At 73.7% G+C, this 16,166-nt stretch carries 13 protein-coding genes, 1 tRNA gene and 1 pseudogene; 4 read left to right on the top strand and 11 right to left on the bottom strand.

Annotation, left to right across the window (positions count from 1 at the left end; all coding sequences use genetic code 11):
* Positions 1-39: 39 nt before the first annotated feature.
* Positions 40-1,283 (bottom strand): annotated as a pseudogene (locus ABEB13_RS15775) (hypothetical protein).
* 210 nt (positions 1,284-1,493) lie between these two features.
* Here ABEB13_RS15775 and ABEB13_RS15770 point away from each other — a divergent pair.
* The gene (locus tag ABEB13_RS15770; protein WP_345706027.1) at positions 1,494-2,141 is read left to right on the top strand and encodes a histidine phosphatase family protein; all 648 of its coding nucleotides are present in this window, start codon (positions 1,494-1,496) and stop codon (positions 2,139-2,141) included.
* Positions 2,142-2,193: 52 nt separating this feature from the next.
* Here ABEB13_RS15770 and ABEB13_RS15765 read toward each other — a convergent pair whose 3' ends face one another.
* On the bottom strand, positions 2,194-3,396 hold the full coding sequence (locus tag ABEB13_RS15765; protein ID WP_486335364.1) for an NsdA family TPR-like regulatory protein: 1,203 nt from the start codon (positions 3,394-3,396) through the stop codon (positions 2,194-2,196).
* A 567-nt stretch (positions 3,397-3,963) separates the two neighbouring features.
* Between ABEB13_RS15765 and ABEB13_RS15760 the strand changes: the two genes are divergently transcribed.
* Together ABEB13_RS15760 and ABEB13_RS15755 are read left to right on the top strand one after the other, a co-directional pair.
* Positions 3,964-4,449, top strand: coding sequence for a hypothetical protein (locus tag ABEB13_RS15760; protein ID WP_345706026.1), 486 nt, complete (start codon positions 3,964-3,966; stop codon positions 4,447-4,449).
* A 117-nt stretch (positions 4,450-4,566) separates the two neighbouring features.
* The gene (locus ABEB13_RS15755; RefSeq protein WP_345706025.1) at positions 4,567-5,490 is read left to right on the top strand and encodes a spermidine synthase; all 924 of its coding nucleotides are present in this window, start codon (positions 4,567-4,569) and stop codon (positions 5,488-5,490) included.
* A gap of 218 nt (positions 5,491-5,708) precedes the next feature.
* On the opposite strand, the gene ABEB13_RS15750 is transcribed toward ABEB13_RS15755, so the two are convergent.
* From ABEB13_RS15750 to ABEB13_RS15730, 5 genes are all read right to left on the bottom strand, one after another.
* Positions 5,709-6,218, bottom strand: a complete 510-nt coding sequence (locus ABEB13_RS15750; RefSeq protein ID WP_345706024.1) for a hypothetical protein — start codon at positions 6,216-6,218, stop codon at positions 5,709-5,711.
* 161 nt (positions 6,219-6,379) lie between these two features.
* Complete coding sequence (locus ABEB13_RS15745) at positions 6,380-7,843, bottom strand: GH1 family beta-glucosidase (RefSeq protein ID WP_345706023.1); 1,464 nt, start codon at positions 7,841-7,843, stop codon at positions 6,380-6,382.
* Positions 7,844-7,887: 44 nt separating this feature from the next.
* On the bottom strand, positions 7,888-8,766 hold the full coding sequence (locus ABEB13_RS15740; protein ID WP_345706022.1) for a carbohydrate ABC transporter permease: 879 nt from the start codon (positions 8,764-8,766) through the stop codon (positions 7,888-7,890).
* Positions 8,767-8,769: 3 nt separating this feature from the next.
* Positions 8,770-9,774, bottom strand: a complete 1,005-nt coding sequence (locus ABEB13_RS15735; RefSeq protein WP_345706021.1) for a carbohydrate ABC transporter permease — start codon at positions 9,772-9,774, stop codon at positions 8,770-8,772.
* Positions 9,775-9,898: 124 nt separating this feature from the next.
* Positions 9,899-11,227, bottom strand: coding sequence for an ABC transporter substrate-binding protein (locus tag ABEB13_RS15730; RefSeq protein ID WP_345706020.1), 1,329 nt, complete (start codon positions 11,225-11,227; stop codon positions 9,899-9,901).
* 874 nt (positions 11,228-12,101) lie between these two features.
* Here ABEB13_RS15730 and ABEB13_RS15725 point away from each other — a divergent pair.
* Positions 12,102-13,139: a LacI family DNA-binding transcriptional regulator gene (locus ABEB13_RS15725; protein WP_100890071.1), complete on the top strand. Its 1,038-nt coding sequence runs from the start codon at positions 12,102-12,104 to the stop codon at positions 13,137-13,139.
* 23 nt (positions 13,140-13,162) lie between these two features.
* Here ABEB13_RS15725 and ABEB13_RS15720 read toward each other — a convergent pair whose 3' ends face one another.
* The 4 genes from ABEB13_RS15720 to orn all read right to left on the bottom strand — a co-directional run bounded on the left by ABEB13_RS15720 (position 13,163) and on the right by orn (position 15,962).
* Complete coding sequence (locus ABEB13_RS15720) at positions 13,163-14,047, bottom strand: IS5 family transposase (RefSeq protein ID WP_345709548.1); 885 nt, start codon at positions 14,045-14,047, stop codon at positions 13,163-13,165.
* Positions 14,048-14,339: 292 nt separating this feature from the next.
* A complete protein-coding gene (locus tag ABEB13_RS15715; protein WP_345706019.1) occupies positions 14,340-14,789 on the bottom strand; it encodes a DUF4442 domain-containing protein in 450 nt (149 codons plus the stop codon).
* A gap of 132 nt (positions 14,790-14,921) precedes the next feature.
* A tRNA-His gene (locus ABEB13_RS15710) sits at positions 14,922-14,997 on the bottom strand.
* A gap of 362 nt (positions 14,998-15,359) precedes the next feature.
* The gene (orn, locus tag ABEB13_RS15705) at positions 15,360-15,962 is read right to left on the bottom strand and encodes an oligoribonuclease (RefSeq protein ID WP_100890073.1); all 603 of its coding nucleotides are present in this window, start codon (positions 15,960-15,962) and stop codon (positions 15,360-15,362) included.
* Positions 15,963-16,166: the final 204 nt, after the last annotated feature.

Below are 16,166 nucleotides of genomic sequence, written 5' to 3'. Positions count from 1 at the left end.
CGGCGGACCCCCGGCGGTGCGGGCCGTGGTGACGGGTGGTCAACGGGGCCTCCCGAGCGCCTCGGCGCGCAGCGCCGCGGCCCTGCGCAGCCGTGCGGAGGCCTCGTCGGCCTCGGCGTCGGCTCCGGCGGCCGCCCCGGCGTCGGCCCCGGTGGCCGCCTCGGCGTCGGCCCCGGTGGCCGGTGCCGCCGGTGCGGCGGCGGCCAGGGCGGCCGCGACCGTGCGGATCGAACCGAGTTCGCCCCGCACGCCCCGGCCGAGCTGCTCGACCGCGTCGCCGCAGCGGGCCTGCGCCCGGCAGTGGAAGCCGAGCTCGCAGGTCGACAGGCAGTCCGGGCTGTACGCCGCGGGCACCGAGCCGACCGCTGCCGCCAGCTCCTCGGCGGACCGGGTCGGCGCGCCCGCCCCGTCCGGCACGAGGTCGAAGGTGGTGCCGGCCGGCAGGTCTGCCAGCAGCCCGCCGATCCCGGTCATCCGGCTCAACTGGCGGCGGGTGGTGGCCAGCTCCCGGCGGACGTCCACCGCGGCGGCCGTCGGCCGGTTGGAGAAGTCCCGCGGGCAGACCAGCAGCACCGTGGTCGACGGGCCGCCCGGCAGCTCCTGCTGCGCGTACGGGCCGCGGCCGACCGGCACTCCGGCCAGGGCCGCGGCCGTCTCCTGCAGGGCCAGCACGTACACCGCGGCCTGCCGGGCCGCGGCGCCCACCTTGGCGGGGTCGGCGGTGCCGTCGAGCACCGGGAAGGACTTGATCTCCACGACCGTCGACCGGCCGCCGTGCACGATCAGGGCGTCCGGCTCCAGGTAGGCGGGGCTGCCGGCCACCGTGAGCCGCAGCATCGGGTGGTCCAGCAGGTGCCAGCCGGTCGGGTCGGCGGCGGCCTCGGCGAGGACCTGGGCCGTCCGATCGGCGCGCACCGCGGGGAGGAGCGGCGCAGCAGGTCGGGCACGGCCAGCGGGGCGCCGTCCTCGGCGGGCAGACCGAGGTGGCGGCGCAGCGGCTCCAGCAGGGCGGCGTAGCCGTCCTGCTTCAGCCGGGCCTCGAAGACGTTGCCGCGGGCCAGCGCGAACGGGGACTGGCCGAACGGCGCGGGTCGGCCGAGCTGCTTGGCGACGGCCGCCTTGTCGACGCCCGCGGCGTCCAGCAGCGAGCGGCGGCGGCAGCCGGGATTGGCGGCGAGCGCGGCGAGGGCACGGGCGTCGAGACTGCGCTGCGGCGCCCGGCCGCGCAGCTCGGAGAGGCGCTGCGCGAGCGGCTCTGACTGCCCCAGGTGCGAGACGTTCATGGTGCGGCCCAGTGTTGCATCCGCCACCGACAATCGGGGCCGCCTCCTCCGGAAGGGCCGCCGGCGGCAGGCGGGCGGGCGCCGGAGACAGCCGGGGGCGGCCGGGCAGACCTGGGTTACCGGCGAGTAGTCGCCGGGTGCGGGATCATGGGGATCCGGCCCTCAATGGCGAGCCAGGCCGCCGCGAATCCTGCTGCGAGGAGTCCCCCCATGCCCGCCCGCATCGTGCTCGTCCGCCACGGCGAGACCGCCTGGTCGGCCACCGGCCGCCACACCGGCCGCACCGACGTGCCGCTCACCGAGGAGGGCCGCGCGATGGCGCGCGCCCTCGGCGCCCGCCTCGCCCGCGCGCCCTGGAACGGCCTCACCGACGCCCGCGTCTACACCAGCCCGCTCTCCCGCGCCCGCGAGACCTGCGAGCTCGCCGGGTTCGGCGACCGCGCCGTCGACCGCGACGAACTGCTGGAGTGGGACTACGGACAGTACGAGGGCCGCACCGGCACCGACATCCGCGCCACCGACCACCCGGGCTGGCTGATCTGGCGCGACGGCGTCCCCGGCGGCGAGAAGCTCGCCGAGGTCGCCGCCCGGGTCGACGGCTTCCTCGACGACGTCCGCGACACCCACGGCGTCCCGCACCCCGAGACCACCACCATGCACGCGGCCGACTGCGACGTGGTGCTCTTCGCCCACGGCCACCTGCTGCGCATCCTCACCGCCCGCTGGCTCGGCCTGCCGCCGGAGTACGCCCAGCGGTTCAAGCTCGGCACCGCGGCGCTCTCGGTGCTCTCCTGGGAGTACGGGCTGCCGGCCGTCGAGATCTGGAACGACCACAGCCACCTCGACGGCCTCGGCTGAGCCCGCCCCGCAGCGGCGGCCGCCCCGCAGGTCCCACCGGCCCGGCCGGGCCTCAGGCCACCGCGAGGGCGCCGTCGTACGCGTCCAGGAAGCCGGCCACCTCCGGTACCGCCCCGTGCGTGCGCAGCTGCCGGGCGGTACCGGCCAGCATCCCGCGGATCCGCGCCGACCGGACCTCGCCGAGCAGCGCCACCGCCGCCGATCCGTGGCCCGCGGCGCCCACCAGGTCGCCCCGGCCCAGCCGGTCGTGCGCCAACTCCGCCGTGTACAGCGCCCGGTTGCGCAGGAAGTGCGGATCCTGCAGCGCTATCGCCCGCCCGGCCCGCTCACTGGCCACGTCCCACTCGCCCAGCGCCGACCAGCACTGCGCCTCCAGCCCGGCCAGTTCGGCCTCGCCGAAGAACGACATCCACTCCGGATCCGCCTCGCCCCGGCCCCGGTCGAACAGCCCGGTCGCCCGCGCCAGCGACCGCTCGCACGCCGACCGGTCCTGCAACAGCGCCCAGCCGCCCGCCTCGCGCATCGCCAGCAGCGCCGACAGCCGCGCCGAGCCGAGGTCGTGGGCGGCGGCCTGGCCGGCCTGCGCGGCCCGCAGCGCCTCCCGCGGCCGTCCGGCATCCCGGGCCAGGAAGGCGATGTTGCAGAAGACGTGCGCCTCCAGCGCCGCGTCACCGGCCATCCGCGCGGTGGCCAGCGCCTCCGAGTAGAACGACCTGGCATCCGCCAGCCGGTTCGAGTCGTGGGCCAACCAGCCGACCGAAACGGCCAGTTCACCGGCGCTCGCCTGCAACCTGCGCTCCGTGGCCGGGCTGTACTCGCCCTCGTTGAGCAACACGTAGGCATGGCGCAGGGACTGGCCCGCCAGCTCGAAGAGGGCGTCCGCGCCGTGCGCGTCGTCCAGCAGGCGGATGTCCCGGACGGCCTGCTCCACACCGCGCACCTCCGCCGCCCCCACCTTGCGGGGGACGGGCAGCGCCTGCTGCGCCGGTGGGAGCGACGGCGCGGACGGCGTCGCCGGGGCGGCCGGGCCGTCCGGCCCGGATGCGGCGTCGGCGGGCCCGTCCAGGCCGAGCACGGACGCCAGGGCGGTCGAGCCGCCGGTCAGGAACGTACGGCGACGCACGTCGTCGTTCTCCTCGTCACGATGGTGCCCGACGTCGGGTGCCGGCACGGGGACGGCCCGGCCTCTCCCGTGCGTCGGCGGACCGTCGTGCGGGGCGCGAAGCCGAGGTCGGCCAGTGACCGGTCCGGCCACATGTGCCGGAACACCCTCTCGTAGGCGTAGTTGGGGCAGCGGATCTCCCCGGATTCGACCCGGCCGACATAGCGGGCATCGCAGGACACGTGCTCGCCGATCTCCCGGGCCGCCCGGCGGACCGCGATCGCGAACTCCCCTGCGGAGAGGTCGCCGCGCAGCCCGCGCATCACGACATTGGGGGCGGCCGGTGCGGACCGGGGCCCGCCAGGACTCGTGGCTGCCATCGCTGCGCTCCGAGGGTCGTACAGGTGAGGGGTCGTACTGGTGGTGCTGCCGGCGGTCTCCGCGCCGCGACGGACGGATGGGGTGTCCGTGCGGTGCTGGCACGACAGTACCGGGAGTCACCGGTCGGGCGCGCCGAGTGAGCAGGATCGATGCCCTCAATTACGGACAACACGGGCACGGTTGCCGGGTTCCGCCATGAAATGCCATGGCTTGCCGCAGCCGTGGCCGTGGCCTCCGGCCCCCTGCCTGCGTTGTCCTGATACGTGGAAGCCCCCGGCACCCACCCCCACGATCGGGCGGCCCGGAGCTTTCGAACTGACGAGGTGACAGGAGGTCCCCATGGCCACCGGAGTGCCCCAGTACCGACGGCCGACCGCCCCCCGGGTGCCGGTCGGCCACACCCCGGCCCTGCTGCCGGACGGTCTGGACGGCGGCCTCCGGCCCGACCGCGGGACCTCGTCCGCCGGCGGCGGCGGCAGCGCGACCCGCGCACCCGCCGACTACGACACCGTGACCGTCACCGTCCGGCACGGGCTGGAGACCGTCGACATCCTCCGGCTGCGCCGGGCGTGCGGCGCCGTCCTGCAGAGCGCCGGCGGCTCGGCGGTCTCCTTCCTCGTCCCGGCCGGGACGGCCCGCAGCTGGCACCTCCCCGGCAGCTCCTGTACACCCGGGGCGGACCTCCTCCCGCCGACCGACCCGCGCTGGGTCATGCCGCCCGCCGGGCCGCAGTCAACGGCCCGGCCGACCGACGCCTGGGTGCTCCGCTCGGCGCTCTGCGAGGCGGCCTGCACCCTCACCGCTGGCGGCCTCGGCCCGTTCTGAGCCGCCCCTCGCCGCCGACCGGGCTTCCGTCCGCGCCCCGCCCACCGGGCCGACCTGCGCAGACGCCCGCCGGGGCGGCCCGGGCCGCCGCACCGCGGGTGCCGGATAATGGCCGCCATGGGACGCAGCAACCGGGCCGGCAGGGCCCGCCCGGCCGACGGGCCGCCCGCCGACGCGACGACGCAGGACCCGGGCGGGCGCAGCCACGCGCAGGGTCCGCTGGTGCACCCCGTCGACTCGGGCACCGCCGAACTGCGTCCCGACCGGGACCGCCCGCGCGGCTGGGAGCTCTTCCTCGACGGCGCCCCGCAGTCACTGGTCGACCTGGACGACCCCGCCCATCTCGGTTTCGAGTACCAGCGCCGGATCGGCCACCTCGTCGATCTCGCCGCGCCGCCCGGCCGGCCGATCGGCGTGCTGCACCTGGGCGGTGGTGCGCTCACCCTGGCCCGCTACGTCGCCGCGACCCGGCCCCGCTCCCGGCAGCAGGTCGCCGAGATCGACACCGCGCTGACCGAACTGGTGCGCGCACAGCTGCCGTTGGAACGCGGATGGCAGATCAGGGTACGCGGTGCGGACGCCCGCTCGGTGCTGGAACGCGCGCCCGAGGGCGCCGCCGACCTGGTGATCGTGGACGTCTTCTCGGGCGCCCGGGTGCCGGCCCACTGTGCGACGACGGAGTTCGCCGCGCTCGCCGCGCGGGCCCTCGCGCCGGGCGGCAGGCTGGTCGCCAACATCGCCGACGGGTCGGCCCTGGCGTTCGCGCGGGCCCAGACGGCCACCCTGCTGGCGGTGTTCCCGGAGGTCTGCCTGGTGGCGGATCCGGCGGTGCTGCGCGGCAAGCGGTTCGGCAACCTCGTCCTGGTCGCGGCCACGACACCGATCCCGATCGACGAACTCGGCCGCCGGGTCGCCTCCGACTCGGCGCTGGGCCGGATCGAACACGGCCGCGGGCTGGTCGACTTCACGGCCGGGGCGAGCCCGCTGACGGACGCCTCGGCGGTGCCGTCGCCGGCGCCGCCGCCGGGCGTCTTCCGCTGACCGGCCCCGGCGACCGGGGAGGTGGACCGGGGAGGTGGACCGGGGACGGGGACCGATGGCCCGAGGTCCACGACCTCGGGCCGTCGAGCGGGGTCAGTGCCCGCGCGGCAGTCCGCGGTGCTTGTAGGTGGCGACCCCGGTGAGCAGCAGCCCGGCGGCGATCGGCACCAGCACGGCCACGGTGTCGTCGGTGTCCGCCGCCACGGCCGGGGCCACCGTCAGCCCGCCGTCCGCCGGCAAGGCCGGCGGACGGACACGCACCGGCTCGCGGGCCGGGCCGGCGGGCCGGGGGACGGGCCGAGCCCGGCCGGGGCGTTCTGCCGTACGTCGCTGCCGGCCGGATCCGCCGATCCGGCCGGCCGTTCGGGTGCCGCGGGCCGGTCGGCGGGCCGCACCGGCACGGCGGCGGTGGCGAGCCCGCCGTCCCCCCGGGGATGCGAAGGGACAGCGGGGTGCAGCAGGGCCGCGAGGGCGAAGGTGCCCGGCAGGCCGGCACCCGGGCCCGGCAGCGGGAGTCCACAGGCCCTGAGCCGCTCCTGGAGCAGCCGGCCGATCGGCTCGGTCCGCCACTGGACGGCCGGCAGGGCGTCCGCACCGAGCCTGCGGAGTTCCACCGAGGCATCGGCGACCGTCCCGATCAGGCCGGCACCGGGCCCGGGTGCGCCGGCAGCCTGCGCCGCGTGGGCGCTGCCCGGTGCGAGGCCGACCGCCCAGATCTGGGCGAGCACCGCGCCGCCGGCCGCCAGTGCCCGGATGCGGCGCAGGTGGACCCGGGCGGGGACCGGCCGCCGGCCGGCTGTGGACGCGACCGGGCCGCGTGATCAGCTCGCACGTGAGAGGAGAACGAGCGAGCCGTCCCCGAGTCACGCCGGCCGGTGACTCGGTGTGATCAGCGCTGGTCGGTGCTGTGGTCGAGCCGGCCGGTGCGGATGGCCTCCGCGTACCAGCGGGCGCTGGTCTTGGGGGTGCGGACGAGGGTGTCGTAGTCGACGTGGATCATGCCGAAGCGCTTCTCGTAGCCGTAGGCCCATTCGAAGTTGTCCATCAGGGACCAGCAGTAGTAGCCGCGGACGTCGGCGCCGCCGGCGATGGCGTCGGCGACCGCGCCGAGGTGGCCCTGGATGTACGCGGCGCGCTGCGGGTCGTGGACGCTGCCGTCGGCCTCGACGGTGTCGTCGAAGGCGGCCCCGTTCTCGGTGACCAGCAGCGGCAGGCCGAACTCGCGGTGCAGGTGCAGCAGCGAGTCGGACAGGCCGGTGGGGTCGATGGGCCAGTTCATCGCGGTGACCTCGCCGGGGGCGAGGTGGAAGGCGACCTCGTCGGCGCCGGGCCAGGGGGAGTGGGTGCTGTCGCCGTGGCCGTCGTGACGGGGCAGGTCCTTGGCGTTGTCCAGCGACGAGACGACGGTGGGGTTGTAGTAGTTGAGACCGAGCAGGTCGATCGGACGGGAGATCTCGGCGAGGTCGCCGGGCCGGACGAGGGTGTCCCAGTCGACCAGGTGGGCGGTGTCGGCGAGCAGGTCCTCGTCGTAGCGGCCCTTGAACATCGGGCTGGTCCAGATGCGGTTGCCGACGGCTTCGATGCGGCGGGCGGCGTCGAGGTCGCCGGGGTGCTCGCTGTGCGCGCGGACGGCGTGCAGGTTGAGCGAGACGGCGATCTGCGCGGAGGCCGGGAGGGCGGCGCGCAGGGCGCCGACGGCGAGGCCGTGGCCGAGGTTGAGGTGGTGGGCGGCGCGCAGCGAGTCGCCGGGATCGGTGCGGCCGGGGGCGTGGACGCCGGAGGCGTAGCCGAGGAAGGCGCTGCACCACGGCTCGTTGAGGGTGGTCCAGATGCCGATCCGGTCGCCGAGGGCCTCGGCGGCGATCTGGGCGTAGTCGGCGAAGCGGTGGGCGGTGTCGCGCTGCGGCCAGCCGCCGGCGTCCTCCAGGTGCTGGGGGAGGTCCCAGTGGTAGAGGGTGGCGACCGGGGTGATGCCGTGGGCGAGCAGCTCGTCGGTCAGGGCGCGGTAGAAGTCCAGGCCGCGTTCGACGGCGGGGCCGCGGCCGGTGGGCTGGATCCGGGGCCAGGACAGCGAGAACCGGTACGAGGTGAGGCCGAGCTCGGCCATCAGCCGGACGTCGTCGCGGAACCGGTGGTAGTGGTCGACCGCGGTGTCGCCGGTGTCGCCGCCGGCGACCTTCCCGGGCGTGTGGCTGAAGGTGTCCCAGATCGACGGAGTGCGGCCGTCCTCTGCGGCTGCACCCTCGATCTGGTAGGCGGCGGTGGCCGCACCCCAGGCGAACCCGGACGGGAAGGCACCGGGGCGGGTCTGGGCAGCGAGGTCCGCGGTGGTGTGCGGATCGGTGACGGTCATACGGGAGCGCTCCCATAGGTGGGTGTGGGACGGATGGTCGACAGTCAGCTCTTCACTGCGCCGGCCGTGATGCCGCCGACGATGTGCTTGCCCAGGATGGCGAAGATCAGCAGCAGCGGCAGCGTGCCGACCAGGGCGCCGGTCATGATCACCGCCTGGTTGATGTCGTGGCCGCTGCCGCCGCCGATGGCGGACAGCGCGACCTGGACGGTCGGGTTCTGCTGGGTGAGTACCACGAACGGCCAGAAGAAATCGTTCCACGACTGCACGAACACCAGCATGCCGAGCACGGCCATCGCGGGACGCGCGATCGGCAGCACGACATGCCAGATGATCCGCAGGCTGTGCGCGCCGTCGACCCGCGCGGCCTCGATCAGCTCCAGCGGCAGCGCCTCGGTGAGGAACTGCCGCATGAAGAAGACTCCGAACGCCGCCACCAGGGAGGGCAGGATCACGGACTGGAGCTGGTTGCCCCACTGCAGGTCGGTGATGATCCGGTAGAGCGGGATCACGCTGAGCTGCGGCGGGATGGTCATCGTCGCCACCACCAGGGTGAGCAGCGCGTTCCGGCCCTTGAACTGCAGCTTGGCGAAGGCGAAGCCGGCCAGCGTGGAGAACAGCACCGTGCTCAGCGAGACGCAGCCGGCCACGATGGTGGAGTTGAGCAGCGCCTGCCCCATGTCCGCCTGGCCCCAGGCGGTGGTGATGTTCGTCCACAGCTCGGTGCTGGGGATCAGCGGCGGCGGCGACTGGGCGACCCGGTCACCGGTGTTGCTGGCGGCCACGAACGTCCAGTACAGCGGGAAGAGCGAGAGCACCGCGGCGATGCCGAGGACGATGTAGGTGACCGGGCCGGCCTTGTCCTGGTCGCCGGCGCCCGGCCGGAGCCGCCGGCGCAGCGGGGCGGTGGAGATGACGGCCATGGTTCAGCCTCCCAGCTTGGTGCGGTTGCGACGGGCGATCAGCATCTGGACGGCGCCGACCAGCAGCAGGATCAGCAGCATCGTCCAGGCGACCGCGGAGGCCCGGCCCAGCTGGCGGCTCGGCCAGCCCAGCTCGTACATGTAGAGGCTGAGGGTCTGGAACTGGTGTGCGGAGCCGCCGCTGACGCCCACGCCGCCGCCGAACAGCATCGGCTCGCCGAACAGCTGGGTGGCGCCGATGGTCGACACGATGATGGTGAACAGGATGGTCGGGCGGATCGACGGGATGGTGACCTTGGTGAACTGCTGCCAGCGCGTGGCCCCGTCCAGGCTCGCGGCCTCGTACAGGTCCTTCGGCACCGCCTGCATGGCGGCGAGGTAGATCAGCGCGTTGTAGCCCGTCCAGCGCCAGGTCACGATGGTCGACACGGCGATCTGCGACGGCCAGGTGTCCGCGTACCAGTCGGTGCGGTCGATGCCGATCATCGAGAGCAGCCAGTTGATCATCCCGTAGTCGGGGTTGAACAGCTGGACGAAGACCAGGGTCGCGGCGGCGATCGACGTGGCGTACGGCGCCAGGATCGCCACCCGCAGGAAGCCGCGGCCGTGCATCCGGTAGTTCAGCAGGTGGGCCAGGCCGAGGGCCATCAGCAGCTGCGGGACGGTCGAGATCACCCCGATGGTGAAGGTGTTCCGCAGCGCGGTCCAGAACTGGTCGGTGTCCCAGAGCCGGGTGTAGTTGTCGACGCCGCGCCAGTCCATGACGTCCGGGTTGAGCAGGTCGACCCGGTGCAGGGAGAGCCAGCCCGTCCAGATCAGCGGGAACAGGCCGAAGGCGGCGAAGCAGAGGAAGAACGGCGCGATGTACGCGTACGGCGACGCCTTGAGGTCCAGGCGGTAGAGCCGGGAGCGCCAGGCGGAGCGTTCGGGGCCGGCGTCGGCGGGGCCCCGCGGTGCGGTGGTCGGCGCCGAGCCGTCCTCGGCCGCGGCTCGGATGGAGGTGGCCACTGGGTTGTCCTTCCCGGGAGTGGCTGTCGGCTGTGGTGCGGAGGCCCGGCCGGGCGGGGAGCCCGGCCGGGTCGGGCCGGCCGGCGGGGCGTCAGGACCCCGCCGGCCGGCTGCTGGACTTCGGTCAGCCGTTGACCTTGTCGTCGACCGCCTTGGTGACGTTCGCCCAGGCCTTCGCCGGGTCGGTGCCGTGCTCCTCGATGTCGAGGATGCCGTTGTCGGTGATGATCGTCTTCACGGTGCCGTCCTGCTCACCGATCGGCGCGGGCTTGATGCCCTTCGCGGCGGCCGCGAAGATCTGGCCGGTCGGGGTGTCACCGAAGAAGTCGAGCTTGGCGCTCTGCACGGCGGGCAGGTCCAGGCCGGCCGTGGTGGAGGGCAGGTTGCCGACCTTGGTGAAGACCTTCGCCTGCTGCTCCGGCGCGGTCAGCCAGGCAGCGAGGGCCGCGGCCTCCTTCTGGTGCTTGCCGGCCTTCGGAACGGTCAGGAAGGCACCGCCCCAGTTGGAGGCGACCGGCGGGGCGGCGATGTCCCACTTGCCCTTGCCGGAGTCGCCGGAGTACTTGCTGATGATGCCGGTCATCCAGGACGGGCAGACCACGGTGGCGAACTTGGCGTTGGCGAACGCCGCGTTCCACGGGTCCTGGAACTGGCGCAGACCGGCGCTGATCTTCGCCTGCGAGGCGCTGACCGCGATGTCCCAGGCCTTCTTCACGCCGGCGCTGTCCTTGTAGACGAGCTTGCCGGAGTCGTCCGAGTACTGGGTGCTCTCGGCGGAGAGCGCGGCGTTGAACAGGCCGCTCGCCGAGTCGGTGAAGAAGGTGCCGGACGGCGCCTTGGCCTGGTACTGCTTGCCCGCGTCGACGAACTTCGACCAGTCGCCCGCCCACAGCTTCGCGACCTCGGCCCGGTCGGTCGGCAGACCGGCCTGCTGGAAGAGGTCCTTGCGGTAGCAGACGGCCATCGGGCCGATGTCGGTGCCGAGGCCGATCAGGGAGCCCTTGGCGGTGGTGGCCTGCTTGGACTTCCAGGGCAGCCAGGCGCTCGCGTTGACGCCGTCCACCTTGCCGAGGTCGGTGAACTTGTCGCCGAGCGTGCCGGTGGCCTGCGCGATGTAGCCCACCTCGACGGCCTGGATGTCGGCGAGGCCGCTGCCCGAGGCGAGGTGCGTGGTCAGCGCGTCCCAGTACTGCTGGCCGTCCTGGGTGGTGTTGGCCTCGATCTTGATGTTCGGGTGCGCGGCCATGTACTCGTCGTACAGGCCGGCCTCCTTGTAGCCGAAGGTGCCGAAGTCACCGACGGTGAGGGTGACCTTCTCGCCCGAGGCCGCGGAGGACCCGTCCGAGTTGCTCTTCGTGCCGCTGCTGCTGCACGCGGTCAGCAGCAGCGCGGAGGCGGCGAGCGCGGAGGTGGCCAGGACTGCGGCTCTGCGAGGACGGGAGGTGGTGCGCATTGCGGTCTCCTTGATCCGGGTGGGGCATGAGGTGGTGCTGCGCGGTGGGTGGTGCGGGGTGGTGCTCGGTCGTGCGGGGTGGTGCTGAGCGGTGCGAGTGGTGCTCGGTCGTGCGGCGTGGTGCTCGGCCGTGCGGGTGGTGCGGGTGGTGCGGGATGCGTCGTCGGGTGGTGCTGTCCGGTGGTGCTGTCCGGCGGCCCGGGTGGTGCCCGTCCGGTACGCCGGGTGGTGCTGTCGGATGACGCGGCTCTTGCGGTGTGAAGGCCCGGGCCGAGGGCCGTGGGGCATCGGGGGATGCCGATCGGACCCTTGATCCAGGCGCTGTTCCCCGGGGCGTTTCGCCACTAGAGTGTGGGAGCGCTCCCATGCGGGGCATGCCGGAAGGTTCCTTCGTCGCGGGGTCGGGTGTCAAGACTTGATGGCGGATCCGTTGCCGGAGCGTGTCCTGGGCGCCGCACAACGGTGTCCTGGGGCGGTGCCGCCGAAACGGTGCCGAAACGCGGCCGGGCCGGTTCCCGGGCCGGTGGGAGCGCCCACGGGTGGGCGGTTCGGTCCGTGGGAGGCGCCCACGGGTGCCGTCGGCCGGTCGGATCGGCGGGAGTGCCGCTCCGGCGGCGCGGAGACCCGCGTACCGTCGGAGCACGACCGGTCCGGCCGAGCCGCTCGGGAGGATCGGGAGGATCGGCCACCGCGGACCGACCGGCGGGCCGGCCGCACGGACGGGCCGCGACGGGTCCGCCCGGGGGTCCGAGCCGCCCGGCGGGTTCCCCGACGGCCGGAACCGGCCACAATGAGCAGCAATCGGGCCGCAAGGCGCCATGAGGAAGTCCAAGAGGTGAGTGATGAGCCAGACCGCACAGCCCCCGCAGGGCCGATGGGCGGCGCCGGGGCGGGCGGCAGGAGCTCTGCGCGCCCCACGCTCGAGGAAGTGGCCGCCCTGGCCGGCGTGGGGCGCGGCACGGTGTCCCGGGTGATCAACGGTTCCCCGCGGGTGAGCGACAAGGCCCGCGAGGCCGTCCAGACCGCGATCGCCGAACTCGGCTACGTGCCCAACCGGGCCGCCCGGACGCTGGTCACCTCGCGCACCGACTCCGTGGCGCTGGTCGTCCCGGAGGCGGAGACCCGGCTCTTCTCCGAGCCGTACTTCTCCGACATCATCAGCGGCGTCTCCGCCGAGCTGGCGGAGACCGACATGCAGCTGCTGCTGATCCTCGTCCGGAACCAGCGTGAACGGGAGCGACTTTCGGCCTATCTGACGGCCCAGCGGGTGGACGGCGTGCTGCTCGTCTCCGTGCATCAGGACGACCCGCTGCCGACCATCCTGGAGAGCCTGGAGATCCCCTCCGTGCTCGCCGGCCGGCGAGGCGACCTGGAGCCGCTGAGCTATGTCCACGCGGACAATGCGGGCGGTGCCAGGATGGCCGTCCGGCACCTGCTGCGCCGCGGCTGCCGGGAGGTGGCGACCATCACCGGCCCGCTGGACATGGAGGTCGCCCAGGCCCGCCTCGGCGGCTACCGCCGGGCCCTGGAGGAGGCCGGGCGGCCGTACGACGAGGCGCTCGTCGGGCTGGCCGACTTCACCGAGGAGGGCGGCCGGCTGGCGATGCGTGAGCTCCTGGAGCGGCGGCCCGACCTGGACGCGGTCTTCTGCGCGTCCGACCTGATGGCGGCCGGTGCGATGCAGGTGCTCCGGGCGGCCGGGCGCCGGGTGCCGGACCAGGTGGCCGTGATCGGCTTCGACGATTCCATCGTGGCCCGCCACACCGATCCGCCGATGACCAGTGTCCGGCAGCCGATCGAGGAGATGGGGCGGACGATGGCCCGGCTGCTGCTCGACGAGATCTCCGAGCGCGGCCGCGCCCGCCGGCAGGTCGTCCTGGCGACCGAGCTGGTGGTGCGCGACTCGGCCTGAGAAAGTGTTGGGTAAGCGGGGGACTACTCGGTTTTGAGGTCGTCGGCGAGGCGGCGGGCTGCTTCGGTCTCGATGGGGCCGCGCGGTTCGATCTCCTCGCCGGCGAGGCGAGCGGCCATGAGCCGGATCATCGCAACCTTGATCATCGCCTCGGCGTGCGCGGTCTTGCGTTCGTAGTCCCGTGCCAACCGTCTGCACCGCCCCAGCCAGGAGAAAGTCCGCTCCACCACCCACCTGCGGGGCAGCACCCGGAAGCCTTTCACATCGGCGTTCCGCGGCACCGCGACGATCTCCAGGTTCTCGTGCTCCGCCGCCCAGCCGACCAGGCTGGCATCGACGACATTGACGTAGCCGCCGTCGACCCAGACCAGCCCGACCTGCGGAAACAGGTTCCGGATCCCGGCAAGGACCAGCTTCGCGCCCGCCCGGTCCTGCACCGAGGCCGAGTGCACGACCGCCCGCAGCACGAGTCCACAGGTGTCCACCAGCAGGTGCCGCTTGCGGCCACGCACACGCTTGCCCGCGTCGTAGCCGATCGCCTGCCCGCCCTGGTGACTGCGAGCCGACTGCGAGTCCAGCACCGCCGCCGACGGCTGCGGATCCCGGCCGTCCGCCAGCCGGACCCGCTCGCGCAGCGCGTCGTGGACCCGGTCCCAGGTCCCGTCCGCCGTCCAGGCACGAAACCACCGATAGGCCGCGTCCCACGGCGCCAGGTCATGCGGCACCAGCCGCCAGGCACAGCCGCTGACCAGCACGTACAGCACGGTGTCCACAATCAGCCTGCGCGGGAACTTCAACGGACGGCCACCCCGACGCAGGTCCCGCTCCGGCAGCAACGGCTCGATCACCGCCCACTGAGCATCCGTCAACGACGATTCATAGGACGGCTTACACGAACAGACACACATGGCGGCGATCTTCGCGGACACCTCGCCCGCGAAGATCACAACCCATGCATCACTCCATGCAGCTGATCAATTACCCAACACTTTCTGAGGGGACGGGCTACGGGACGGCCTGCGGGCCTGCGAGGGCGGCCCCAGGGCCGGTCAGGGCCGGTCGGGGCCGGTCAGGCCCGGTCGTGGCCGGTCGGGGTCGGCCGCACGGGGGCGATGGAGATGCCCGGCCGTGCGGCCGACGGGTGCGCCGTGGCCGGGTCGACCGCGCCGTCGCGCGGGTCGGGTGGTACGGCGCGCCGGCTCAGGAGTTGGGGCGCAGCGTCCACGTGATGGTCATCACGCCGGTGACGGCGCCGTCCGCCCGAGTGATCTCGACCGTGACCGGGAACTCCGGCCGCTCGCCCTTGTCCAGCTCCGCGACGATCTCGGCCGCCGGGCGGCCCAGGGTGGCGGTGGCCGTGACGACGCCCATGGCCAGCTTCTTGTAGGCGATCTCGGCCTTCACCGCGAGCGGCACGGCCCGGCCCAGCTGGTCGCTGAAGGCGGCCAGCACGATGCAGCCGCTCGCCGACTCGGCCAGCGTGAACATCGCTCCTGCGTGCGGTCCGGCGACGTGGTTGTGGAACTCCGGCTGGTCCGGCAGGCGGAGCACCGCGCGCTCGGGGCTGGTCTCCAGGTACTCCAGCTTGAGCGTGCGGGCCATCGGGACGGTGGAGTCGAGCAGCTGCCCGATCGAGGGTGTCGAGGTCATGGCCGTCATGTTACTTGTCGGTAGGATTGCTGGGGAGGCCGGGCCGGAGGGGAGTTGCGGCGGGCCGGAGGCGCGTGCGGATCCCGGAAACGCCAGAGGGCCCGATCTCCGAAGAGATCGGGCCCTCTGTGATGGGGTGAGTGACGGGACTCGAACCCGCGGCCACCTGGACCACAACCAGGTGCTCTACCAACTGAGCTACACCCACCATCTGTCGGTGGCGTTCCCGCTCCGACAGGAAGAACTCTACAGGATCCGAGAGGGTGCTCGCGCCAGGGTTTCGACCTGATGCCCCGGCGGGGCCGGCGTGCCCGTCGGGCCGGCCGCGGCACCCCTGAGCTGCCCGCCGACCGGTCCTGCGGGAAGCCGACCGCAGGCCCACCGGAGGCCCACCGGAAGGCCACCGGAGGTCCACCGGAAGGCCGCCGGAAGGCCGCCGGAGGTCTCCGAAGACCGACCGGAGGCCCGGGTGCGGGCCGGGTGGAGGCCGGGTGGACCGTCCCGTGGCGGGCCGGGCGAGCGGCGTCGCCACGGGGATCCGGAGCGAGGCACACCCGGCCGGGTGGTGCGTCAGTCGGTCGGCAGCTGGTGCCGTGCGGCGATCTCGCGGGCGGTGTCACCGTCCGGGCCGGGCTGCGGCACGAACACCGCCTCGCGGTAGTACCGCAGTTCGGCGATGCTCTCGCGGATGTCCGCGAGCGCCCGGTGGCTGCCGCCCTTCTTCGGGCTGTTGTAGTACGCCCGCGGGAACCACCGGCGCGACAGCTCCTTGATCGAGGAGACGTCCACGATCCGGTAGTGCAGGTGGGCCTCCAGCTGCGCCATGTCCCTGGAGAGGAAGCCGCGGTCGGTCGCGACGGAGTTCCCGCACAGCGGGGCCTTCCCGGCTTCCGGTACGTGCTGGCGGATGTAACCCAGCACCAGCTCCTCGGCCTCGGCCATGGACATGCCGTCGGCCAGCTCGTCGAGCAGCCCCGAGGTGGTGTGCATGGTGCGGACCACCTCCGGCATACCGGCCAGCGCCTCGGCCGGCGGACGGATCACCACGTCCACGCCCTCGCCGAGGATGTTCAGCTCGGAATCCGTGACCAGCGCCGCGACCTCGATCAGGGCATCCCTGTCGAGGTCGAGGCCGGTCATCTCACAGTCGATCCACACCAGACGGTCATTCACACCACTCACCCTACGGCGCGATCCCGCGACCCGGACAGCGGCCGGGCCGCCGACCCGTGCTGCGCCGGGGAAGTGCCCGGCCCGGAGTCGTCGGCCGTCCCCGCCCGAAGGTTGTCCCCGTGCGGCGCGGCCGCACCGGGGGCGGGCGCCTCCGGCGGTTCGGTGTGACCGGGGCGGCGGCCCGAGCCACGGCCCCGGGCGCTC

This window comes from Kitasatospora paranensis (assembly GCF_039544005.1).
Classification (GTDB): Bacteria; Actinomycetota; Actinomycetes; order Streptomycetales; family Streptomycetaceae; genus Kitasatospora; species Kitasatospora paranensis.
This window is presented reverse-complemented; position numbering and strand designations above follow the sequence as displayed.